This window comes from Hymenobacter coalescens, assembly GCF_054783195.1.
The window spans coordinates 58399-80510 of sequence record NZ_BAAGRA010000001.1; the positions used below are offsets into that span (position 1 = coordinate 58399).

Here is a 22112-nt window from a genome sequence, read left to right on the forward strand (position 1 = left end):
TGGTTGCAGCGACCGGGCCTTTGCCATCGGGGCCTCGCAGGCGGGGCTGGCCCTCACAGCAGCAGCACGTCGATGCGGTGGGCGTGCACCAGGTGGTGCTTCGGCGACCAGGCAAACACGGTGAAAAAGCCGTCCTGCGAGGCCACCAATGCCAGGGCGTCGCGCTGGTCGTGCACGAACTGCGCGGCCGCGAGGTGGCGGGTGCCGCCGTTCTGCGCCGGGTGCGTGCGCCGCGCCACGCTGCCCACCACCGGCTCGGTTATCATTATTTCTTCCACCGGGGCGCTGCCCTTGGCCCGCGCCACCTTGGCGCCGAAAGCCAGCAGGCGGTAATCCTGGGTAATGACGGTGGCCCCGTCGACGGAGGTGAAGCCGCCCACGACGCCGATGGCGCGCCGCAGCGGCTTGGGCCAGTCGGGGGCCTCGGCGCGGTGCGCCATGGCTTCGGCAATGCCCTCGTACGCCGGCTCCACCGGGTACGACATGGGCTGCACGATGGACGTCGACCACCGCTCCGAGCCTTCGGGTACCACCAGCACCAGCCCGCCGCGACCGTGGGCGCGCATCACGGCGGCCAGCTCCACCAGCACGTCGTCGGCTTCGGCGGGGGCGCCGGGCAAGGCACCGCCGGGCAGGAAGCGCCGCATGGCCTGGCAGTCGGATACCCCCGAGTTGTCGGCGTCGACGACCTGCAGCTGGTCGCCGCGCAGGATGGCCACGTTCACAAATTTGCCGAACCCGTCGGCCCGCGGGTGCTTCACCACCAGCAGGCCCGGCTCGATGACCTCGAGCACGAAGCACAGGGGTGGCAGCTCCGTCACGGTGCCCCACACGTAGAGGCCGTCCGCATCGTGCCACACGCCCAGGTGAATGCCGGGCTGCTCCACGGCCGGGGCCAGCTTGATCAAATTTTGAGGCGTGAGGCGCTTGCGGTGCCCGAACACCAGCGGCTGCGGGGCCTGCGCGGGCGTGAGCAGCGCCACCGAAATCTTCGGCGGGTGGCCTTCCTCCCGGCGCAGGCTGGCCCAGAACGTAGCGTCGATGACGGCCTCGGCCAGCGCGGCCTCGGGCGCGGGGGCCAGCTGCGGCCGCTGCCGCGCAGTGGCCTGCCGGTGGTGCGCGGCAAAATGCTGTTCGACAACGGGCGCCACCATACGGGCGGCCAGGTACGTGGGTTCGGAGAGCATAGCGGGAAGCGGAGAGGACACGGATAGCATGGACGGACAACCTACGACGGGCAGGCCACAAAGTGGATGGGTGCTGCATCAACCGCGCCGCCCCCGCCGGGTTTGGCCGCCCCGCCCACTAGGTACATCCGGACCCGCTTTTCCATATCTCCGGCGCCATGGCCCGCTACTATCCGGCGAGATGTCTCGACTGCGCTCGACATGACGGGCTTGTGGGCTGCCTGACCAGCTTCACAATGCCAAGGGCCTTCTTCCGCCGAAACGACTCTCGTAAAAACGACTCGTTTCGGCGGAATAAGGCCCTTGGCTACACCTGTCTGCGGTGCGCGTTCCGCTCAGGATGGCGTTCTTCTTTTCCCGCTCTCTGGTCCGGAATTACTTCAGCATCTCGTGCAGCACCGTCTGCATAGAAAACACGCGGTTGCCGGCTTCCTGCACCACCAAGGAGTTGGGCGAGTCCAGCACCGCGTCGGCCACTTCCACGTTGCGGCGCACCGGCAGGCAGTGGATGAACTTGGCGTTGTTGGTGAGGGCCATGTGGCGGGCATCCACCATCCAGCTCGGGTCCTGGGTGATGACCTGCCCGTAGTTGCGGTAGGAGCTCCAGTTTTTGGCGTACACGTAGTCGGCGCCTTCCAGGGCTTTGGCCTGGTCGTACTCGATGCGGGCGCCCTTGGTGAACTGCTCAGCCAGCTCGTAGCCCTCGGGGTGGGTGATGACGAAGTCCACCCAGTCGACTTCCGAAAACCAGTCGGCGAAGGAGTTGGGCACGCACTGGGGCAGGGCGCGCACGTGCGGGGCCCAGGTCAAAACCACTTTCACGCGCTCGGTTTGCTTGTTTTCGGCCACGGTGATGAGGTCGGCGAAGCTTTGCAGTGGGTGCAGGGTGGCGCTTTCCAGGCTGATGACGGGCACGGTGGCGTACTGCAGAATCTTGTTGAAGACCACCTCGTTGTAGTCCTCGTCGCGGTCCTTGAGGCCGGGGAAGGTGCGCACGCCCAGCACGTCGCAGTACTGGCTCATCACGGCAATGGCTTCCTTGATGTGCTCCTGCGTCGAGCCGTTCATCACCGCGCCGTCGGCCATTTCCAGGGTCCAGGAGTCGGCGCCGGCGTTGAGCACCCAGGCTTGCGCCCCGAGGTTGTAGGCCGCCTTGATGGAGCTGAGGCGGGTGCGCAGGCTGGGATTGAAGAAAATCAGCCCGACGGTCTTGTTCTTCCCTACCTGCTGGTAGCCGAAGGGGTTCTGCTTAATCTCCAGTGCCTGTTGCAGCAGGGCGCGGTAGTCGGGTACGTCGGCGAACGAGGTGAATTTGTTCATGGGGTGGTTCTACGGAATTTCAGAACGACAGACGGAACAGGCCGTCCGGACGTCATGCTGAGCTTGTCGAAGCATCTCTACCGCTTCGTTGGGTGTGTATACAGGGTGTAAGAGTATCTATTAAAGACTAATCCAACGTACCATGGCGGCCTGCTTGATGCCGCTGTTTAGCAATGCCCGCTAGGTCCCGAATACTCCGCACTAACGCCCAAAGAGTTAATAGGTGGACTCCGAAAAACGCCCAGACAGGCAGCGGGCGTTGTATCGAAGGAATAGCGAGGTAATCGGGATTGTTAGCTGCATAAACGACTTCTATCTCGTTCTTCTCTTTCAATTGCTGGGCTTGGTCAATAGTGACTTCACGCCGGTAGGACACCGTTTGGTCGGCAGACGGAACATAGAACTCGTAATCGAAGGATTGCTCTCCTACTGCTATAATTTTAGCTTTCGTATGTATAGGTCTTAGGAAAAGACTGTAGCTGCCCCAGAACCAGAAGAAAAATCCCACGAAAGCACAAAGCAACAGTCCAGCACGCAGAGCTTCGTCTTTTATCGTTTCCGTGAAATCGGATTCTTGCGTTGGGTTCATAAGAAAAGCTCAATTAATGTGGAGGCCGCGCCATGCTACCTACTTTTTGGGCAGACATTCCCCGGCATCCGAACCGATTCTCGAAGTACGTTAACAAACTCATCCTGCCCACGTCTGCAAATCAATAGCCTGCCATGTCGGGTTAAACGCCGCAATCAACGCGTCCTTCTTCTGTCGCGTCCAGCCTTTCAGCTGCTTTTCCCGCGCAATGGCCTGCACGGCATCGGGGCAGATTTCAAAGTACACCAGCAAATCCGCTTGGTAGCGGCCGGTGAACTTGCCCGCGTCGCCGCGGCCCTGGCTGTGCTCGTAGAGGCGGCGGGCCAAGTCATTGGTGACGCCGATGTAGAGCACGGTTTGGGTCAGGTTGGTCAGGATGTAGACGTACATGCGGCTACATTACGCAGAACAGCCGAAAAATTAGAACGTCATGCTGAGCTTGTCGAAGCATCTCTACTGGGTTCGTCCTCACGAGAGGAGTTACTGTCCTTAGAGATGCTTCGGCTTCACTCAGCATGACGTTCTGGTTTCAGTCGGTCAATGCTGACGCCGGGCAACAAAGCGGTAGAGATGCTTCGACAAGCTCAGCATGACGTTCTTTTAATCCTCTATAGCACCGGCTCGGTCTGCGCCTTGAACTCCTTCCAGCTCTTGATGCTCAGATCCTCCAGCTTCAGCGTGGTGAAGGCGTGGATGAAGGCTTTGGCCAGGCGGGCGTTGGTGATGAGCGGGATGTTGAAGTCGACGGCGGTGCGGCGGATTTTGTAGTCGTTGTCCAGCTCGCCCTTGGTCGTGTTCTTCGGGATGTTGATGACCAGGTCGATTTTCCGCTCGCGCAGGTAGGTCAGGGCGTTGGGCTCCTGCAGCTCGTCGGGCCAGTAGACCAGGGAGCTGGGCACGCCGTTTTCGGCGAAGAAGCTGTGCGTGCCGTGCGTGGCGTAGATGGTGTACCCGCGCTGCACCAGCACCTGCGCCGATTCCAGCAGGGCCACTTTGGACGTCAGCGGGCCGCTGGACATCAGCACCGTCTTCTCCGGAATGCGGTAGCCCACCGACAGCAGGGACTTCAGCAGCGCTTCCTCGGCCGTGTCGCCCAGGCAGCCCACTTCGCCGGTGCTGGTCATGTCCACGCGCAGCACCGGGTCGGCGCCCTGCAGGCGGGTAAAGGAGAACTGCGAGGCCTTCACGCCCACGAAGGGCAGGTCGTACACCAGCTCGCTCGCGTCGCGGTTCACGTGCTGGCCGAGCAGCACCTTGGTGGCCTTCTTGATCAGGTTGTTGCCCGATACCTTGCTCACGAACGGGAAGCTGCGCGAGGCGCGCAGGTTGCACTCGATGACGCGGATTTCGCGGTTTTTCTCCAGGAACTGGATGTTGAACGGCCCGCTGATCTGGAAGCGCTTGGCAATCTTCTCGGCAATGACCTTGAGCTTGCGCACCGTGCCCACGTACACGCGCTGCGGCGGGTAGTACATGGTGGCATCACCCGAGTGCACGCCGGCAAACTCCACGTGCTCGGAAATGGCGTACGACACGATTTCGCCCTTGTCGGCCACCGCGTCCAGCTCGATTTCCTTGGCGTCCTGGATGAACTGCGACACCACCACCGGGTACTCGGCGCTGACCTCGGCGGCCAGCTTCAGGTATTCCTCCAGCTCCCGCGGGTTCGACACCACGTTCATGGCCGCGCCCGACAGCACGTAGCTCGGCCGAATCAGCACCGGGAAGCCCACCTGCTTCACAAAGTCGTAGATGGCCTCCATGGTGGTCAGCTCGCTCCAGCGCGGTTGGGCAATGCCCAGCTCGTCCATGATGCTGCTGAACTTGTGGCGGTTTTCGGCCTCGTCGATGCGCGAGGCGGCGGTGCCCAGGATGGGCGCGCCGGCGGCTTCAAGGCGGGTGGCGATGTTGTTCGGAATCTGCCCGCCGGTGCTCAGAATCACGCCCTGCGGCTGCTCGAAGTCCAGAATGTCCATCACCCGCTCGTAGCTCAGCTCCTCGAAGTACAGGCGGTCCGACACGTCGTAGTCGGTGCTTACGGTTTCGGGGTTGTAGTTGATGATGATGGACTTGTAGCCCTCCTCGTTCACCGTTTGGGCCGCGTTGACGCCGCACCAGTCAAACTCCACCGAGGAGCCGATGCGGTACACGCCCGAGCCCAGCACCACCACCGACTTGTCGGTTTCCGGCGCCAGGTCGTTTTCGGTGCCGTGGTAGGTGAGGTAGAGGTAGTTGGTCTGGGCCGGGAATTCGGCCGCCAGCGTGTCGATTTGCTTGACCACGGGCAGCACGCCCAGGGCCTTGCGGCGGGCGCGCACCAGCATTTCGTTGGCCTTCACCTCGGCCGGGCCGAGCAGCTGCACGGCCAGCTGCTGGTCCGAGAAGCCCGACTTCTTGGCCTGGCGCAGCAGGTCGGTGTCGAGGGCATCGAGGCCGCCTTGGTTTCGCTTCTCACCGAGCTCCAGGCTCAGCTGGTAGATGCCGTAGAGGCGCTGCAAGAACCACCGGTCGATGCGCGTCAGCTCGTACACGCGCTCCACGTCGTAGCCGGCCTGGAAGGCCTCGTTGATGGCGAAGATGCGCTCCTCGTTCGGCTCGCTCAGCAGCCGGTCGAGGTCCGCCAGGTCAATCGGCTCGGGCTTGTTGGCCACGAAGCCGCGCCGGCCGGTGTCGAGCATGCGCAGGCCCTTCTGCACAGCCTCCTCGAAGGTTTTGCCGATGGCCATAACCTCGCCCACGCTCTTCATGGCCGAGCCAATCTGGCGCTGCACGCCCGAAAACTTGCTCAAGTCCCAGCGCGGCAGCTTCACCACCAGGTAGTCGAGCGAGGGCTCGAAGAAGGCCGAGGTGGTCTGCGTCACGCTGTTTTTAAGCTCGGCCAGCGAGTAGCCCAGGCTGAGCTTGGCGGCCACGAAAGCCAGCGGATAGCCCGTAGCCTTGGAAGCCAGGGCCGAGGAGCGCGACAAACGGGCATTCACCTCAATCACGCGGTACTCCTCCGAGTGCGGGTCGAGGGCGTACTGAATGTTGCACTCGCCCACGATGCCCAGGTGGCGGATGGTCTTGATGCCGATGCTGCGCAGCTTGTGGTACTCGCGGTTGCTCAGCGTCTGCGACGGAGCCACCACGATGCTCTCCCCGGTGTGGATACCGATGGGGTCGAAGTTCTCCATGTTGCAGACGGTGATGCAGTTGTCGAACTGGTCGCGCACCACCTCGTACTCCACCTCTTTCCAGCCTTTCAAGGACTCTTCCACCAGAATCTGGTCGGAAGTCGAGAAGGATTTCTGGGCCAGGGTGCGCAGCTCCTCCATGTTGTTGGCGAAGCCGCTGCCCAGGCCGCCCAGCGCGAAGGCGGCGCGCACGATGATGGGGAAGCCAATCCGCTCGGCGGCCGCCAGCGCGTCCTCCATCGTGGTTACGGCTTCGCTGCGGGCCGTGAGCACACCGATCTGGTCGAGCTTTTCCTTGAAGATGTCGCGGTCCTCGGTGTCGATGATGCTCTGCACGGGCGTGCCGAGCACGCGCACGTTGTACTTCTCGAACACGCCGGCGCGGTACAGGGCCACGGCGCAGTTCAGGGCCGTTTGGCCGCCGAAGGCCACCAGGATGCCGTCGGGCTGCTCCTTTTGTATGACGCGTTCCACAAAGTAGGGCGTCACGGGCAGGAAGTACACGTCGTCGGCAATGTCGTCCGACGTCTGCACGGTGGCAATGTTGGGGTTGATGAGGATGGTGCGGATGCCTTCCTCTTTCAGCGCCTTGAGGGCCTGCGAACCGGAGTAATCGAACTCACCGGCCTCCCCGATTTTGAGGGCACCGGAACCGAGGATGAGAACTTTCTGTGGTTTTTCCATTAGGTCGTGTGTGTTCAATCAGAACGTCATGTTGAGCGGAGCGCAGCAGAGTCGAAACATCTCTACCGCTTTGTTGGGGTCAGCCGGCCCACGTTTCTAAATCAATTGGCTGCCAAGTCGGATTGAACGCGGCAATCAGTGCGTCTTTCTTCTGGCGGGTCCAGCCTTTCAGCTGCTTTTCACGCGCTATGGACTGCGTAGCATCGGGGCAAATTTCGAAATACACCAGCAAATCCGCCTGATACCGTCCGGTGAACTTCCCGGCGTCGCCGCGGCCCTGGCTGTGCTCGTATAGGCGGCGCCGAAGGTCATTCGTCACGCCGATGTAGAGCACGGTTTGGGTTTGGTTGGTTAGGATGTAGACGTACACACTGGTGAGGTTAGAACGTCAGGTAAAGCGCTGTTTAGGCTTTGCATCACTAGCTTCCCTGGCATTCATTGCAACAGGTCGTCACCTGCTCTACTGCTTTCTTATTAAGGTCAGTTTGCCTGTCGCATCAATGGACTCTATAGTAAAGTGATGTTTAGATTTGTTCCTTTGGCAAACCACTAAACTGTCGACAAGTCTTACATAATCGTAGACGTAGGGACTGAGCCGTTTGCCTGCTTTATTGTAAAGAATCTGCCTCTTTCGCTTTGTTATCCAACTGATGCGGTTTTGACTACCAAGCGACTCTCCGCGTCCATTCAATTCGACTATTCTTTTTAGAACCCGACACTCCCGGTAAGTCACTACTATACTTGGAGTTATTTCAGTTCGTCCTGACTTCCAAAATGGCCAGCGCGGAGGACGCGCTGTTGCAACATTATTAGCTAATGATGAAATGAGTAGGGCTATTAGGGTGATAAGTCTCATGGAAAAGAAGAGTTGCTAAGTCTTAAATTATTCCCAACGAAGCGGTAGAGATGCTTCGACAAGCTCAGCATGACGTTCTTTTATTTCGCCGAACCAGCCTTATACTTCTCTACCTCCTCCAGGAACTGGTCGAAGAGAAACTCCGTGTCCTGGGGGCCGCCGGCGGCTTCGGGGTGGAACTGGGTGGAGAAGAAGGGCTTGGTTTTGTGTTTGATGCCTTCGCAGGTGCCGTCGTTGAGGTTCTCGAACAGCATGTCCCACTCGGCGGGCAGCGTGGCGGTGTCCACCGCGAAGCCGTGGTTTTGGCTGGTGATGTAGCTGCGCTGGGTGCCCGTGAGCTTCACGGGCTGGTTGTGGCTGCGGTGGCCGTACTTGAGCTTGAACGTGTCGCCGCCGGCGGCGAGGCCCATGAGCTGGGAGCCCAGGCAGATGCCGAAGATGGGCTTGTCCTGCTCCAGCGCCTTTTGCAGGTGCTCGATGGTGGGCACGCACATTTTCGGGTCGCCGGGGCCGTTGCTCAGGAACAGGCCGTCGTAGTCGAGCTGGGTGAAGTCGTAGTCCCAGGGCACGCGGATCAGCTCCACGTCGCGCTCCAGGAAGCAGCGGATGATGTTGGTCTTGGTGCCGCAGTCCACCAGCACGATTTTGTTTTTGCCCGTGCCGTAATGCTGCACGCCGTCGGGGCTCACCTGGGCCACCAGGTTGTCCTGGTTGGGGTCGTGCAGGGGCACGTCCTCTGCGGCCACGATTTTGCCGAGCATGGCGCCCTTCTCGCGCAGCTTCTTGGTGAGCATGCGGGTATCCACGCCGAAGATGCCGGGGATGTTGTACTCGGCCAGCCACTCGCCCAGGCTCTTGGCCGCGTGCCAGTGGCTGTGCTCCTCGGAGTAGTAGTTGACCACCAGCCCGGCCACGTGAATCTTGTCCGACTCGAAAATCTTGGAAATCGACTCGTACAGTTCCTCGCCCGGCACGCCGTAGTTGCCCACGATGGGGTAAGTCAGCACTAGGATCTGCCCGGCGAAGGACGGATCGGTGAGGTTTTCGGGGTAGCCGGTCATGGCCGTGCTGAACACCACTTCGCCCGCGGCCGAGGTAAATGCCCCAAAGGAGTTGCCCTGGATTTCGGTGCCGTCTTCGAGCACCAGCTTCACCGATTTAGCGTTTTCCACTCTGTTGTGCGAAAAAAGGGTTTATGCTATGGTTGATTTTCTGCGGACCTCACCCCCCGGCCCCCTCTCCAAAAGAGAGGGGGAGCCTGACGGGAAACTGAAGGCAGCCTGTTTTCCTGGTTGAGCAGTTGTTAGACTGCCGCTGCACCTGTCTGACGCACCCGCGTTGGGCGCATCGTCGTCCGCGAGGGTGTGCGGTGCGGTTTCGGCCCGCCGTTGGAACCGGCCGGATACAATTTCGGCTGGAACAGAACCAAACATCAGGGGTCTATTCCAGCCGAACGAGGACTTAAGCCAAACGGGAGCGAAGGAGGGTAAATCAATCGGTCCCGCGCCCGGCCGCTCCCAGACGTCAGGCATCGGGAAATCGGGCGGGCAGGCCTGCTGGAAGAAAGTGGTAATGGCCGCTCTTTCAGGGAAAGAACCGGCCGGGGGCTGCGCAATTGTGAGAAACGGCAGCGTGCAGCTGATCAGAAGGTGAGCTTTGCTCGTGAACCTCGTCGTGCCACTCATTAAGGCCGCAAGTTAGGCCACAAGTCGCTTAACTCCTTACCTCGGCCGGAATAATTGCGTACAGCGCCCGCAAAAACTGGTTTACCTCCTCGCGTTTAATGTTGAGCGGCGGCAGCAAGCGCAGCACCCCCGGGTCGGAGGCGTTGCCCACGAAGATGTGGTACTCGGTCAGCAATTTGTCGCGCAAGTCCTTGATGGGGAAATCGTACTTGATGCCCACCATCAGGCCGCGGCCGCGCACTTCCTGGGCGCCGGCATTGGAGAGCAGCTCTTGGCGCAGGTACTCGCCCATATCCGTGGCGTGGGCCAGCAGGTTTTCCTGCTCGATGACTTCCAGCACGGCCAGGGCGGCGGCGCAGGCCAGGTGGTTGCCGCCGAAAGTGGTGCCCAGCAGCCCGTACGAAGCTTTAAACTCCGGCGCAATCAGGATGCCGCCGATGGGAAAGCCGTTGCCCATGCCCTTGGCCACCGAAATGACGCCCGGCCGCACGCCGGCGTGCTGGTGCGCAAAGAACTTGCCGCTGCGCCCGTAGCCGCTCTGCACCTCGTCGGCAATGAGCACCGCGCCGTACTGCCGGCACAGCTGGTCCAGGCCCTGCAGAAACTCGTCCGAGGGCATGATGATGCCGCCCACGCCCTGAATCGGCTCGATGATGACGGCGCAGGTCTGCCCGCCTTGCAACACGCGCTCCACATCGGCCAGTTCGTAGGGCAGGAAGCTGATCTGGTGCCCGGCATTGAAGGGCGCCACGATTTTCTGGTTGTCGGTAGCCGCTACCGCGCCCGAGGTACGGCCGTGGAAAGCGCCTTTGAACGCAATGACGTGGCTTTTGCCGGTGTGAAACGAGGCCAGCTTCAGCGCATTCTCGTTGGCCTCGGCCCCTGAGTTGCACAAAAACAGCGTGTAGTCCGCGTAGCCCGACACCTCGCCCAGCTTCCGGGCCAGCTCCCGCTGAATCGGAATGTGCACCGAGTTGGAGTAGAAGCCGATTTTCTGCACCTGCTCGGTGATGCGCTGCACGTAGTGCGGGTGCGAGTGGCCAATGCTGATAACCGCGTGGCCGCCGTAGAAATCGAGGTACTGCTCGCCCTTGTCGTCCCAAAGCTGGGCCCCAAGGGCGCGCACCGGCGTGATGTCGTTGAGCGGATAGACGTTGAAAAGCTCCATCTTTTGTTTAGAACTGAGAAGTGGTTCAGGCGGAAATTAGAACGTCATGCTTGATCTGGTGTGCGCTTGTCGAACCGAAGGAAGTCGTAGCCAAGCATCCCTCCCGCTTCGTCCGGCTCCCCCGAAGAAATGCTTGATGCGCATTTCCCTTTTCGGAGAGGGGCCGGGGGGTGAAGCGCACACGAGGAGCAAAATCAGCATGACCGTGCTAATCCATCAGAACAGCACCGATTTAAGATTCAAACCCGTCGTTTCAGGAAGCCCGAAGAGCAGGTTCATGTTCTGGATGGCCTGGCCCGAAGCGCCCTTCACTAGGTTGTCGATAACCGAGGTGATGAGCAGCTGCTTGCCGAATTTCTGCACGTGCAGCAGGCACTTGTTGGTGTTGACCACCTGCTTGAGGTGCACTTCCGCGTCCGACACCGTAGTAAACGCGGCCTCGGCGTAGAACTCCTTATACAGCGCCCGCGCCTCGTCCTGCGTCAGTTCCGACGGCGTGTAGACCGTGGCGAAGATGCCGCGGGTGAAATTGCCGCGGTACGGGATGAAGTGCATCTCACTTTCCAGCTCCGGCTGCAGCTGCGTCAGGCTCTCCCCTATCTCGCCCAGATGCTGGTGCGTGAACGGCTTGTAGATGGACACGTTGTTGGCGCGCCACGAGAAGTGCACCGTTTCCGACAAGCTCTGCCCCGCGCCCGTCGAGCCGGTAATGGCCGATACGTGCACGTCGTCGGTGAGCAGGCCGGCCTGGGCCAGCGGCAGCAGGGCCAGCTGAATGGCCGTGGCAAAGCAGCCGGGGTTAGCAATGCTCTGCGCCTGCTGAATGCGCGTCCGGTTCAGCTCCGGCAGGCCGTACACGAATTCGCGGTCCACAAATTCCCGGTCGGCGCTCAGACGGAAGTCGTTGCTGAGGTCGATGACGTGGGTGGTTTCCGGCAGCGGAGTCTTTTCCAAGAACGCCCGCGAGTTGCCGTGGCCCAGGCAGAGGAACACCACGTCTTCGTCGCCGGCCAGCGCCGCGGCAAACTGCAGCTCCGTCTCGCCCACCAAGTCGTCGTGCACCTGGTACACCGGGTTGCCCGCGCTGGACGAGCTGACGATGGCGCCCAGCTCCACAAACTCGTGGTGCAGCAGAATGCGAATTAGCTCGCCCGCCGTGTAGCCGGCCCCGCCGACGATGCCAACCTTAATTTTCATCGTTGAAGGAAGAGTGAATGCGCAGCTGGTTGCTGAAAATCTTGATGAAGCCCTTCGCGTCGCGCGAATCCCAAGCGTTGTTCTCTTCGCCATAGGTTGCCACCTTCGACTGCATCATGTCGAACGGCGACTCGATGCCCAGCAGCTCGAACTGGTAAGGCTTCAAGGTCACGTACACCGTGCCCGATACCCGCTCCTGCGACGACTCCAGGAATGCCTCCATGTCGCGCATCACCGGGTCGAGGTACTGCGCCTCGTGCAACAGCGTGCCGTACCAGTTGGCGATGTAGTCCTTGTGCAGCAGCTGCCAGCGCGAGGACACGTGCTTTTCCAGCAAGTGGTGGCCCTTGATGAGGATGAGCGGCGCCGGCGCCTCGAAACCCACGCGGCCCTTGATGCCCAGGATGGTGTCGCCCACGTGGGTGTCGCGGCCGATGGCGTACTGCCCGGCCAGCTCGTTCAAGGCCACAATCAGGTCCACCGGCTGCATCTGCTCGCCGTTCAGGGCTACCGGCTCCCCCTTTTCGAAGGTGATGCTGATTTCCTGCGGCTCCTGCTTGCTCAGCTGGGTCGGCCAGGCCGACTCGGGCAGGCCCTGCCGCGAGGTCAGCGTCTCGACGCCGCCCACGCTGGTGCCCCAGATGCCCTTGTTGATGGAGTATTTGGCTTTTTCCCAGCTCATTTCCACTCCGTTGGCTTGCAGGTACTCAATTTCCTGCTGGCGCGAGAGGCGCAGATCACGGATGGGCGTCAGGATTTCGGTGTTGGGTGAAATCACTGAGAAAGCCACGTCGAAACGTACCTGGTCGTTGCCGGCGCCGGTGCTGCCGTGGGCAATGTAGTCGGCCTTGTTTTCGCGGGCGTATTCGGCCAGCGCCAGCGACTGAAACATGCGCTCGGCACTGACACTCAGTGGGTAGGTGTCGTTCTTCAGAATATTCCCCGCCAGCAGGTAGCGCAGGCACTGCTGGTAGAACCGTTCCGTCACGTCAATCACCTCGTGGCGCTTGGAGCCCATTTCGTAGGCGCGCTTTTCGATGCCGGCCAGCTCCTCCCGCGAGAAGCCGCCCGAGTTGACGATGACCGTGTGGACTTCCAGGCCCAGTTCTTTCGTCAGATACACGACGCAATAGGACGTATCCAAGCCGCCGCTATAGGCGAGAACTACCTTTTTCATTAGCGCTGAAGGGGTTCTTGAGAGAAGAAAGTGTGTATGGCTGACCTTGCCGCTGTGGTATGCTTGCACGGAGCCGGCGCCGACGCGTCGGCGCCGGCTGCCTGTCTAGATCGTGAAATCGGGGTTGGGCGTCAGCACGGGCGCCTCGGCCCCCGTTGCACCCGGCTTATCCAGAAAGTCAATGGTCGCCTGCGCTTGCTGCCCGTACTCGTCGTTCAGGCTGTCGTACAGCATGCCGGTGCACAAGCACATGCGGCGCTGGTTCTCCTCCAGAATGGGGTAGTACTTGCACGACGAACAGCCTTTCCAGAAGTCGTCCGACTGCGTCAGATCCGGAAAAGTTACCGGCTTGTAGCCCAGTTCGGTGTTCATCTTCATCACCGCCGCCGAGGTGGTAATGCCAAACAGCTTGGCCTGCGGGTACTTGGTGCGCGAGAGTTTAAACACCTCGTGCTTGATGGCGCGGCCCAGGCCCTCCTTGCGCAACTGGGTGTTCACGATGAGGCCCGAGTTGACAATGAATTTCTGGTCCTCGAAGGTTTCGATGTAGCAAAAGCCCGCCAGCTGCTCGCCGATAAAGGCGATGATGGCGTTGCCACTTTCCATCTTCTTCTTCAGGTAGTTAGGGTCGCGCTTGGCGATGCCCACGCCCCGCTGCTTGGCCGATTCCTCGTACCATTGACAAAGCGTGTCCACATACTGCACGTCGGCAGCATTAGCAACTCGTAGGATCATCGGGAAGGAGACAATGGTACCGGCCAGCTCAGGCGCGGCAAAAAGTCAGGAGTCAGAAAAACAGCAGATGCACGCTTGGGTGCACGGCGCGGCCCGACGCGAAAGCCGAGGCCGCAACGACCAGCCTGCCAGGAGGCCGGTGTCCGGGAAAAGTGCCAGTTGGGAGGGTTGGCTGGGGCGGACAACGCCAAGTTGGGCGTTGCTCAGGCGGGGCGCTTGCGTCTACCCACCATCAGTACATGTACCGCGTCCTACACTCGTGCAGCCAGTTTGTGTCGTTAGAGTCCTCTCCACTTGTGGGCGTCGTCGACAGCGACAACGGCTACCACTCCTGAAATTTTTCGCAAACATACTCTTCAGTCTTTACAATGCAAACGTACTTTTGCGCTGCTCGCAGCGGAAGTACGTACACTGGCCGGGCAACCTGAGCCTGAATTCCGGCTAACTTCTACGGTTGCGGGCATTTGGCGACTGAAAACCTGCGGTGAAAAAAGCGGCGGTGCGCAAAAAAATAACGCAACTGGCCAGCTTCGTTCTTATCAAATGGAGGTGCAGGACCGCAACGGCGCCACCCCCGGCTGGCCCGCCCGTGCGGGGCGCGAGAACAGCAGCATTGCGTGGGGATGTCGGAGCATGGCAGGTGCCGATAGGCAGTTGGTCATTTCGCTGCCTTAACGCGCCAACGGCGCGAAATCGTTTCAAAACCCTCGTAGAATTGCCGGCTGGCCCGCGTGCAGGTGCGGGCACGCTTCGTGTCCTTACGCGGCACACTCCGTAATTACCCGACTTTCAGCAATTGAAGAGCAACCTGGCAGTTGCCTATGACCCGAACACACGGCCCGACACGTTCATGAAAGAAGTTCTCAAGGTATTCAAGATAGGCGGCGGCGTACTGGACGACGAAAGCCAGCTGCGGCGCTTCGTGCGGGAGTTCAGCCAGGTCCCGGGCCGTAAAATCCTGGTGCACGGCGGCGGCAAAGGTGCCAGCCAGATGCTGCAGGACCTGGGCATCGTGCCCCAGATGGTGCAGGGCCGCCGCATCACCGACGCGGCTACACTGGACGTGGTAACGATGTTCTACGCCGGCAAGACCAACAAGCAACTGGTGGCCGCCCTGCAGGCCGCCGGTACCAACGCCCTGGGCCTCTCCGGCGCCGACGGCAACGTCATTCGCGCGGTGAAGCGCCCGGTCAAAGACATCGACTACGGTTTCGTGGGCGACCTGCCCACCGGCAGCGTGGATGCGCAGCTGCTCGTGCAGCTGCTGGGCGCTGACCTCACGCCGGTGCTCTGCGCCATCACGCACGACGGCCAGGGCCAGTTGCTCAACACCAACGCCGATACCATTGCCAGCACGGTGGCCCGCGCCCTGGCCGCGGCCTACGCGGTGGAGCTGCACTTCTGCTTCGAGAAGGACGGGGTGCTGGCCGATGTCAGCGACGACAGCTCGGTGATTCCGCAGATTCAGCCCCAGCAGTACCAGCAGCTCAAAGCCGAAGGCATCATTGCCGCGGGCATGATTCCGAAACTGGACAACGCTTTTGCGGCGCTGGAAGCCGGCGTGGCGAAAGTTGTTATCGAAAACGCGTTGAAAATCAACGAGCCCATCAAGACCGTGCTATGCCGCAGCTAACCCAGCCGTTGGAAGACGCGGCTATTGACCTGCTGATCGAGCTGATCAGAACCCCTTCCCTGTCGCGGGAGGAGGCTCAGACCGCGAATCTGCTAGTAAATTTCTTTCGGCGGCACGGCGTGGAGCCCCAGCGCGCGGGCCACAACGTGTGGGCTCAGAACCAGCACTACGACCCCGACAAGCCCACCATTCTGCTCAACTCGCACCACGACACGGTAAAGGCCGGTGCCTCCTGGACCTACGACCCATTCGGAGCCGTGGTGGAGGGCGACCGGCTGACCGGCCTGGGCAGCAACGACGCCGGCGCCTCGGCCGTGAGCCTGCTGGCCACATTCCTGCACTTCTACCAGCGCGCTGACCTGGCCTACAACCTGATCTGCGCCATCACGGCCGAAGAGGAAATCTCGGGCCCCGGCGGCATCCGCAGCGTGCTGCCGCTGCTGCCGCCGCTGGCGCTCGGCATCGTGGGCGAACCAACGCAGATGAATTTGGCCATTGCCGAAAAAGGCCTAGTGGTGCTCGACTGCACCGCCCACGGCCGCACGGGCCACGCCGCCCGCGACGAGGGCGACAACGCCCTCTACCAAGCCGTGGACGACATCAACTGGATTCGGCAGTACCAGTTTCCGAAAGCTTCCCCCCTGCTCGGCCCGGTGAAAATGACCGTGACGCAGGTGCAGGCCGGCTCGCAGCACAACGTGGTGCCGGACCGCTGCACCTTCGTGGTGGACGTGCGCACCAACGAGTGCTATTCCAATCAGCAGGTCGTCGACATCGTGCAGCAGCACGTGCAGGCCGAGGTGAAGCCCCGCTCCACGCACCTGAATTCCTCGCGCATCGCACCGGAACACCCGCTGGTGCGGCGCGGCGTGGCGCTGGGCCGCCAGACGTTCGGCTCAGTTACGCTGTCGGACCAGTCAATGATGCCCTTCGACACGGTCAAGATCGGCCCCGGCGACTCGGCCCGCTCCCACACGCCCGACGAGTTCATCCTGCTCAGCGAAATCCGCGGCGGCATTCGGGGCTACATCGAACTGTTGGAAGGGCTGGTGCTGTAACACGAGCGGGCCGTAGCCCCTGGGGCAAAGGCCCCATCATTGCTGATGCCGTGCTGCCGCCGACTCTCCCTGACGCGTCGGCGGCAGTACGCCCCGACCAAAAGCACGAGCCTTGCATCGTCAGCCGCCGACCTTCGGCTTCGGCCCGGCCGCACCGTCCGCCCACCGTACGCTATTTTTGCCCCATGAAGATTTGGGATAAAGGCATTGCCGTTGACAAGAAAATCGAGCGGTTCACCGTGGGCCGCGACCGGGAATTGGACATGTACCTGGCGCAGTTTGACGTGCAGGCTTCCAAGGCGCAGGCCAACATGCTGGCGCAGGCCGGCCTGCTCTCCCCCGCTGAAAACGAGCAGTTGCAGCAGGGCCTGACGGAACTCGCGACCCAGATAGAAGCCGGCAGCTTCACCATCGACGAGAGCTTCGAGGATGTGCACTCCAAAATCGAGTACTACCTCACGGAGAAGTTCGGCGACGCGGGCAAGAAGATTCACACGGCCCGCTCGCGCAACGACCAGGTGCTGACGGCCATCCAGCTGTTTCTGAAAGACTACACCCGGCGCACCGCCGCCCAGGTGCTGGCGCTGGTGGAGGTGCTGCTGCAAAAAGCCGAGCAGCACCAGGCCGACCTGATGCCGGGCTACACCCACTTTCAGGCCGCCATGCCCAGCTCCTTTGGGCTGTGGTTTTCGGCGTATGCCGAGCACCTGCTGCTGGATCTGGCCCTGTTCGAAGCGGCCCATACCGTGGCCGATCAGAACCCGCTGGGCTCGGGCGCAGGCTTCGGCTCGTCCTTTCCCATCGACCGCCTGCAAACCACCCGCGAACTGGGCTTCGGCCACCTCGCGGTGAGCAGCGTAGGCGCGCAGATGCTGCGGGGCAAAACGGAAAAAACCGTGGCCTTCGCCGTCGCCAGTTTGGCCGCCACCCTGGCCAAGATGGCCTACGATCTGGTGCTGTACAACTCCCAGGATCTGGCTTTCGTGGAGCTGCCGGCAGCTTTCACCACCGGCTCCAGCATCATGCCGCACAAGAAGAACCCGGACGTATTTGAGCTGATTCGGGCCCGCTGCAACGCCCTGCAGGCCCTGCCGAACACGCTCATGCTGGCGACCAGCAACCTGCCCAGCGGTTACCACCGTGACTTTCAGATCCTGAAAGAAATCCTTTTTGAGCCGCTCACCCAGTTGCTCGACATCCTGGACATCGTGTTGTTTGCCCTGCCCGAGCTGAAAATCAAGCCAGATCTGGTGGCGCAGCCCAAGTACGACGCCATATTCACGGTGGAGAACATCAACCAGCTGATTCAGGCGGGCACCCCGTTCCGCACCGCTTACAAGCAGGTAGGCCAAGCCGTGGAGGATGGCAGCTACCAGCCGCACCGCGAGTTTCACACCACGCACCTGGGCAGCGTGCACAACCTCGGCCTGGCCGAAATCCGCACGAAGGTGGATGGCTTCCGCCGCGACAGCCGCCTCACCAAAGCGTAAGCGCTGACAGCTAAGCGCTCCGTTCCCTTCCCTCCCGATGCCCCGGCCCAGCAGGTCGGGGCATTGCTTTTTACCCCAGTATACGACCGACTTGGCCTGGGTCTGAGCCGGTAACCTGCAGTTATTACACTGTTTTTTTCACTTAAATTTTCCCGCTGTTGTTCAAGGCCTTAAAGCCAAAAATCCCTAGTAAGTGACTACTCACAAAAAAAAGTAAGCTAACACTTACTTGTATATGCAAACCTTTGCGTAATATTGCTCTCGCTAACGGGCAATGACTCCCACTAATTACCCGCTAGCTTATACCACGTTCTGTTCTCCCGGATGTTGTCCCACCCCATCCGGAACCCTTTCTGAGAATCAAGTCGCTGGCTGCATCTGCGCCGCATTTGGTTATCGGATCATTAGCCGGCCGACTTGGAACCCCCAAGTCGGCCGGCTGCTTTATGGGCCAACCGCAAGCGGGACAGATACCGTAGCTGTGACCAGCGAAAAAAAAACGCAACTAACCGGGCATTCGGCGAACTTGCGGCGTTTTACCATCTTTGGCCGCGGCATCCGCGACAACGGCGTGTGCCGATTTATCCGACCCCATGTCCACAATCAACCGCAAACAGCACATCGCGCAGGTGGCCTTGCAGCTCTTTGGGGAGAAAGGCTTCGAGAATGCCTCCACGCAGCAGATTGCGAAAGCCGCCGGCGTTTCTGAAGCTCTGATTTTTAAGCACTTTGGTTCCAAGGACCAACTGCTGGATTTTGTTATCCGGAGCGGCTACAAGCGCATTATCGAAGAAAACCGCGGTTGGCTGGCCGAAACGGATCCGTTGAAATTCATTCACGCCGTTATCGATCTGCCGGTGAAGCTGGTACAGGCCGAACCGCACTTCTGGAAGCTGCAGTACCGGCTGGCCAACGTGGAATCGGCGCGGCAGCAACACGAGCGGTTTATGCAGCCCGTGCCCGCCCTGCTCGAAAAAGCCTTCCGCGCCCTCGGCTACGAAGAGCCCGAGAAAGAAGCCAGCCTGCTGCTGCTGCTGGTGGAAGCGCTCTGGAAAATCGAAGCCAACAAAACCGACGAGCACGTGCGCGACATGCTCGAGTTCATCAAGCGCAAGTACCAGGCGCAGTAGCGCCTCAGTACTCCCCTATTTCCGCCTGTTCTTCTTTGTTAGCCAGCTGCAATCCCACCAGCATCAGCACGCCGGTGAGCAGAATGACGACGAAGAGGATGTTTTCGCTGACCTCGCCGATGAGGTGCCGCTGCGGAATGCTGTAAAAGAGAAGTATAGTAATTAGCCCTTTGGGGGCGATGAACACCTCGGGCACCAGGCTGGTGCGGGCCACGTAGCGCAGGTAGAAGTACCGGATGAGCGTGAGCACGCCCACAATCAGCACGCCCTGCAGCAGCAAGCGGCCGTCGAGGATGTTGGCCAGGGAGATGGAAAAGCCGAACAGCAAGAAGAAGAAGGTGCGGATCAGGAAGGCCGATTCGGCGGTGATGCTCTGCAGCTGGTGCAGCTCGTCCTGCAGGCGCTCCAGCTGAAACCAGCGGCGCAGCGGCCCGCGCAGGAACAGGTCGGCGTTCTTGACCACCAGCCCGAACACGAGCACCACCAGCAGCGAGGACAGGTGCAGCTTCTTGGCCAGGGAATAAATCAGGATGAGGAAGGCCAGCACGAGGAAAAACTTGACGTGCAGCCGGATGCGGTCGAGCAGAAAGGCCAGCACGGCCGTGGCCAGCACCGACACGACGAGGATGGCCAGCAGGTCGCGGGTGAAGGTGAGGGCCGAAATGCCCTGCGCAAAGTTGTCCTGGGCCACGAAGTTGAAAAACATGATGCCCAGGATGTCGGAAAACGTGCTTTCGTACACGATAAACTCCTGCTTTTCGCCTCCCAGGCTAGCCACACTGGGAATGGCCACGGCCGAGCTGATGACGGCCAGCGGCACCGCGTTGAGCAGGCAGCTCTGAAACGATGCGCCCGCCCCGAGGTACCACTGCAACAATCCAGCAATGGCGAAGGCCTGCCCCAGCAGCATCACGGCGGCCGCCACGAACGAGCGCCGGATCAGCGGGCCTTTGTCGCGCCCGAGCTTCAGGTTCAACGACTCTTCCAGCACAATCATGATCAGGCCCACGATGCCGAGCAGCTCCAACGTTACGCGCGGCAGCACCAGCGTCACGCCCATGTACTCGACGGCCTGCTTAAGGGCAATGCCCGTGAGCAGCAGCATGAGCACCGAGGGAATCTTGGTGGCGCGGGCGGCTATGTCGAAGAGGTACGAAAGGATGACGGCAATGCTGAGGTAGATCAGGATGGAGTAGGGTCCCATGCGGCCAACATACGCATCCCGGCCGTAACACGCCGCCCAGCTCCGTCCACAACGGTTACTTTTGCGGCCGCCCCGCCAGCCATTCCGGCTTCGGGCAGCCCCCGATTTTTATATGCAGCAACCCACCGTGGCCATCATCGGCGGCGGGCCCGCGGGCCTGCTGGCGGCGCAGCACCTGGCCGAAGCCGGCGTGAGCGGCGTGGCCGTGTTCGAGGCCCAGGCAACCCCAGGGCGCAAGTTTCTGGTGGCCGGGCACGGCGGCTTTAACCTGACCAACGGCGAGCCGGCCGCGGGCTTTGGCCCCCGCTACGGCAGCCGTCAGCACGAGTTCGAGGCGTTTCTACGGCATTTTGGGCCCGACGCGCTGCGCCGCTGGGCCGCCGATTTAGGCATTGCGACCTATGTGGGCAGCAGCGGCCGCGTGTTTCCGGCCCCGGAGCACAAGCCCGCCGCGCTGCTGCGGGCTTGGCTGCAACGCCTCGCGGCGCTGGGCGTCGCCGTGCACACGCGTCACCGCTGGCTGGGCTTTGCGGGCGCGGCAGGCCTGCGCCTGCTCGACGCCCGCCACGGCCAGGAGCTGATCCTGGAGCCCCAGGCTACGCTGCTGGCCCTGGGCGGCGCCAGCTGGGCCAAAACCGGCTCCGACGGCCAGTGGGCCCCGGTGCTGGCGCAGGAAGCCAACTTGCTGCTTGAGCCCTTCGCGCCGGGCAACTGCGGAGTAGAAGTGCCCTGGTCCGCTTTCTTTCGGGAGAAAGTCGGCCGCACACCGCTCAAGAACGTGGTGCTGCGCTGCGGGGCCGTCGAAGCCCGGGGCGAAATCATGCTGACCGACTACGGCCTGGAGGGCACCCCCGTGTACGCGCTGACGCCCGCCATCCGCCGCGCCTTGCAGCACGCAACGCCCACACCGCTGCTGCTCAACCTCAAGTCCGACCTGGCGGCCGCTGAGCTGCTGGCGCGCCTGCAGCAGCCCCGGCGCGGCCGCTCCCTGCCCGAAGTGCTCCGTCAGGCGTTGCGCCTCGGACCTCCGGTGCCCACCCTGCTGCGCGAAGCCGCGCCCACCGCGGCCCTGGCCGACCCCGCGCAGCTGGCCGCGCTGCTGCAAGCCCTGCCGCTGCCGGTGGCAGCCCTGCGCCCGCTCGACGAGGCCATCAGCACGGCCGGCGGCGTGCCCTTTGCGGAAGTCGACGAGCACCTGATGCTGCGCCGGCGTCCGGGCACCTTCGTGGCGGGTGAGATGCTGGACTGGGAAGCGCCGACGGGCGGCTACCTGCTGCAGGGGTGCTTCAGCACGGGGGCATGGGCGGCACAGGGCATTCGGCAGTGGCTAAGCGAATCTGCCAACGGCCCGCGTTGATTTGGGCTAACGCTTCACGTGGCGGCGCAAGCAGTACCAGGAAGGCAACCCAAGATGTAATCGTACACTCCCTGCGTTACTCGTAGGGCTCCACCTCGTGCGCCTCGGCCTCGGCCAGTATGCGGCGGGCTTCTTGGAGCAGCCGGTTGCCGGGGTTGCGCTGCTCGCGCCACAGCAGCAGCAGCAGGGCCACGAACGAGACGCCGGGCAACGCCAGCCCCAGCCCGAACCACAGCCAAAACGACCGGTCGTAGCTGTAAGCGCAGTAGCCTGTGACCAACGGCAGCCACAGCACTGCGCAAAACGCCGCAAACATCAGATCTACGAGCATAGCCGGCAAGACGGGGAAAACGAAGACAACAGCTTCCTTCTCTAAGTTACAGGTAATGAAAGGCGTATGCAAACTATTAGCGGCTCTTTCCCTTCCGTAACGGAACCGTGGTATCCCCAAAAAGTTGGCGCCATTCTG

The 22112-nt window shown here is 61.6% G+C and carries 18 protein-coding genes; 5 read left to right on the forward strand and 13 right to left on the reverse strand.

Features of this window, described 5'->3' with window-relative positions; all coding sequences use genetic code 11:
- Positions 1–53: 53 nt before the first annotated feature.
- From ACYVKQ_RS00265 to ACYVKQ_RS00315, 11 genes are all read right to left on the reverse strand, one after another.
- On the reverse strand, positions 54–1187 hold the full coding sequence (locus ACYVKQ_RS00265; RefSeq protein WP_460574423.1) for a putative sensor domain DACNV-containing protein: 1134 nt from the start codon (positions 1185–1187) through the stop codon (positions 54–56).
- A 375-nt stretch (positions 1188–1562) separates the two neighbouring features.
- On the reverse strand, positions 1563–2507 hold the full coding sequence (locus ACYVKQ_RS00270) for a Rossmann-fold NAD(P)-binding domain-containing protein (protein ID WP_460574425.1): 945 nt from the start codon (positions 2505–2507) through the stop codon (positions 1563–1565).
- 127 nt (positions 2508–2634) lie between these two features.
- A complete protein-coding gene (locus ACYVKQ_RS00275) occupies positions 2635–3096 on the reverse strand; it encodes a hypothetical protein (RefSeq protein WP_460574427.1) in 462 nt (153 codons plus the stop codon).
- 99 nt (positions 3097–3195) lie between these two features.
- Positions 3196–3486, reverse strand: a complete 291-nt coding sequence (locus ACYVKQ_RS00280) for a GIY-YIG nuclease family protein (protein ID WP_460574429.1) — start codon at positions 3484–3486, stop codon at positions 3196–3198.
- 218 nt (positions 3487–3704) lie between these two features.
- The gene (carB, locus tag ACYVKQ_RS00285; protein ID WP_460574431.1) at positions 3705–6953 is read right to left on the reverse strand and encodes a carbamoyl-phosphate synthase large subunit family protein; all 3249 of its coding nucleotides are present in this window, start codon (positions 6951–6953) and stop codon (positions 3705–3707) included.
- A 79-nt stretch (positions 6954–7032) separates the two neighbouring features.
- Positions 7033–7323 carry a GIY-YIG nuclease family protein gene (locus ACYVKQ_RS00290; RefSeq protein ID WP_460574433.1) on the reverse strand — a complete coding sequence of 97 codons (291 nt, stop codon included), beginning with the start codon at positions 7321–7323 and terminating at the stop codon, positions 7033–7035.
- Positions 7324–7889: 566 nt separating this feature from the next.
- Positions 7890–8981: a carbamoyl-phosphate synthase small subunit gene (carA, locus tag ACYVKQ_RS00295; RefSeq protein WP_460574435.1), complete on the reverse strand. Its 1092-nt coding sequence runs from the start codon at positions 8979–8981 to the stop codon at positions 7890–7892.
- 541 nt (positions 8982–9522) lie between these two features.
- Positions 9523–10662 carry an aspartate aminotransferase family protein gene (locus ACYVKQ_RS00300; RefSeq protein ID WP_460574437.1) on the reverse strand — a complete coding sequence of 380 codons (1140 nt, stop codon included), beginning with the start codon at positions 10660–10662 and terminating at the stop codon, positions 9523–9525.
- 216 nt (positions 10663–10878) lie between these two features.
- Entirely contained in the window at positions 10879–11859 is a 981-nt protein-coding gene (argC, locus tag ACYVKQ_RS00305) for an N-acetyl-gamma-glutamyl-phosphate reductase (protein ID WP_460574439.1), read from the reverse strand.
- On the reverse strand, positions 11849–13036 hold the full coding sequence (gene argG / locus ACYVKQ_RS00310; RefSeq protein ID WP_460574441.1) for an argininosuccinate synthase: 1188 nt from the start codon (positions 13034–13036) through the stop codon (positions 11849–11851). Before argG ends, argC begins: the two co-directional genes overlap by 11 nt.
- A 105-nt stretch (positions 13037–13141) precedes the next feature.
- Entirely contained in the window at positions 13142–13771 is a 630-nt protein-coding gene (locus ACYVKQ_RS00315; RefSeq protein WP_460574443.1) for a GNAT family N-acetyltransferase, read from the reverse strand.
- Positions 13772–14621: 850 nt separating this feature from the next.
- Here ACYVKQ_RS00315 and argB point away from each other — a divergent pair.
- The 4 genes from argB (at position 14622) to ACYVKQ_RS00335 (ending at position 19082) form a co-directional block, all read left to right on the forward strand.
- Complete coding sequence (argB, locus tag ACYVKQ_RS00320; protein ID WP_460574445.1) at positions 14622–15404, forward strand: acetylglutamate kinase; 783 nt, start codon at positions 14622–14624, stop codon at positions 15402–15404.
- Complete coding sequence (locus ACYVKQ_RS00325) at positions 15392–16462, forward strand: M20 family metallo-hydrolase (protein ID WP_460574447.1); 1071 nt, start codon at positions 15392–15394, stop codon at positions 16460–16462. Before argB ends, ACYVKQ_RS00325 begins: the two co-directional genes overlap by 13 nt.
- 185 nt (positions 16463–16647) lie before the next feature.
- On the forward strand, positions 16648–17952 hold the full coding sequence (gene argH, locus ACYVKQ_RS00330; RefSeq protein ID WP_460574449.1) for an argininosuccinate lyase: 1305 nt from the start codon (positions 16648–16650) through the stop codon (positions 17950–17952).
- A gap of 593 nt (positions 17953–18545) precedes the next feature.
- Positions 18546–19082 (forward strand): TetR/AcrR family transcriptional regulator, encoded by a 537-nt coding sequence (locus ACYVKQ_RS00335; protein ID WP_460574451.1) that lies wholly within the window; start codon positions 18546–18548, stop codon positions 19080–19082.
- A 4-nt stretch (positions 19083–19086) separates the two neighbouring features.
- Here the strand turns inward: ACYVKQ_RS00335 and ACYVKQ_RS00340 are convergent, their stop codons facing one another.
- Positions 19087–20286, reverse strand: coding sequence for a cation:proton antiporter (locus ACYVKQ_RS00340; RefSeq protein ID WP_460574453.1), 1200 nt, complete (start codon positions 20284–20286; stop codon positions 19087–19089).
- A gap of 112 nt (positions 20287–20398) precedes the next feature.
- Between ACYVKQ_RS00340 and ACYVKQ_RS00345 the strand changes: the two genes are divergently transcribed.
- Positions 20399–21643: a Rossmann-fold NAD(P)-binding domain-containing protein gene (locus ACYVKQ_RS00345; RefSeq protein ID WP_460574456.1), complete on the forward strand. Its 1245-nt coding sequence runs from the start codon at positions 20399–20401 to the stop codon at positions 21641–21643.
- A gap of 76 nt (positions 21644–21719) precedes the next feature.
- On the opposite strand, the gene ACYVKQ_RS00350 is transcribed toward ACYVKQ_RS00345, so the two are convergent.
- A complete protein-coding gene (locus tag ACYVKQ_RS00350) occupies positions 21720–21974 on the reverse strand; it encodes a hypothetical protein (protein WP_460574458.1) in 255 nt (84 codons plus the stop codon).
- Positions 21975–22112 lie beyond the last annotated feature (138 nt).

Coding starts and splice junctions, on each gene's coding strand:
- ACYVKQ_RS00265 (WP_460574423.1), bottom strand. CDS start 1,187: ATGCTCTCCGAACCCACGTACCTGGCCGCCCGTATGGTGGCGCCCGTT.
- ACYVKQ_RS00270 (WP_460574425.1), bottom strand. CDS start 2,507: ATGAACAAATTCACCTCGTTCGCCGACGTACCCGACTACCGCGCCCTG.
- ACYVKQ_RS00275 (WP_460574427.1), bottom strand. CDS start 3,096: ATGAACCCAACGCAAGAATCCGATTTCACGGAAACGATAAAAGACGAA.
- ACYVKQ_RS00280 (WP_460574429.1), bottom strand. CDS start 3,486: ATGTACGTCTACATCCTGACCAACCTGACCCAAACCGTGCTCTACATC.
- carB (WP_460574431.1), bottom strand. CDS start 6,953: ATGGAAAAACCACAGAAAGTTCTCATCCTCGGTTCCGGTGCCCTCAAA.
- ACYVKQ_RS00300 (WP_460574437.1), bottom strand. CDS start 10,662: ATGGAGCTTTTCAACGTCTATCCGCTCAACGACATCACGCCGGTGCGC.
- argC (WP_460574439.1), bottom strand. CDS start 11,859: ATGAAAATTAAGGTTGGCATCGTCGGCGGGGCCGGCTACACGGCGGGC.
- argG (WP_460574441.1), bottom strand. CDS start 13,036: ATGAAAAAGGTAGTTCTCGCCTATAGCGGCGGCTTGGATACGTCCTAT.
- ACYVKQ_RS00315 (WP_460574443.1), bottom strand. CDS start 13,771: ATGATCCTACGAGTTGCTAATGCTGCCGACGTGCAGTATGTGGACACG.
- argB (WP_460574445.1), top strand. CDS start 14,622: ATGAAAGAAGTTCTCAAGGTATTCAAGATAGGCGGCGGCGTACTGGAC.
- ACYVKQ_RS00325 (WP_460574447.1), top strand. CDS start 15,392: ATGCCGCAGCTAACCCAGCCGTTGGAAGACGCGGCTATTGACCTGCTG.
- argH (WP_460574449.1), top strand. CDS start 16,648: ATGAAGATTTGGGATAAAGGCATTGCCGTTGACAAGAAAATCGAGCGG.
- ACYVKQ_RS00335 (WP_460574451.1), top strand. CDS start 18,546: ATGTCCACAATCAACCGCAAACAGCACATCGCGCAGGTGGCCTTGCAG.
- ACYVKQ_RS00340 (WP_460574453.1), bottom strand. CDS start 20,286: ATGGGACCCTACTCCATCCTGATCTACCTCAGCATTGCCGTCATCCTT.
- ACYVKQ_RS00345 (WP_460574456.1), top strand. CDS start 20,399: ATGCAGCAACCCACCGTGGCCATCATCGGCGGCGGGCCCGCGGGCCTG.
- ACYVKQ_RS00350 (WP_460574458.1), bottom strand. CDS start 21,974: ATGCTCGTAGATCTGATGTTTGCGGCGTTTTGCGCAGTGCTGTGGCTG.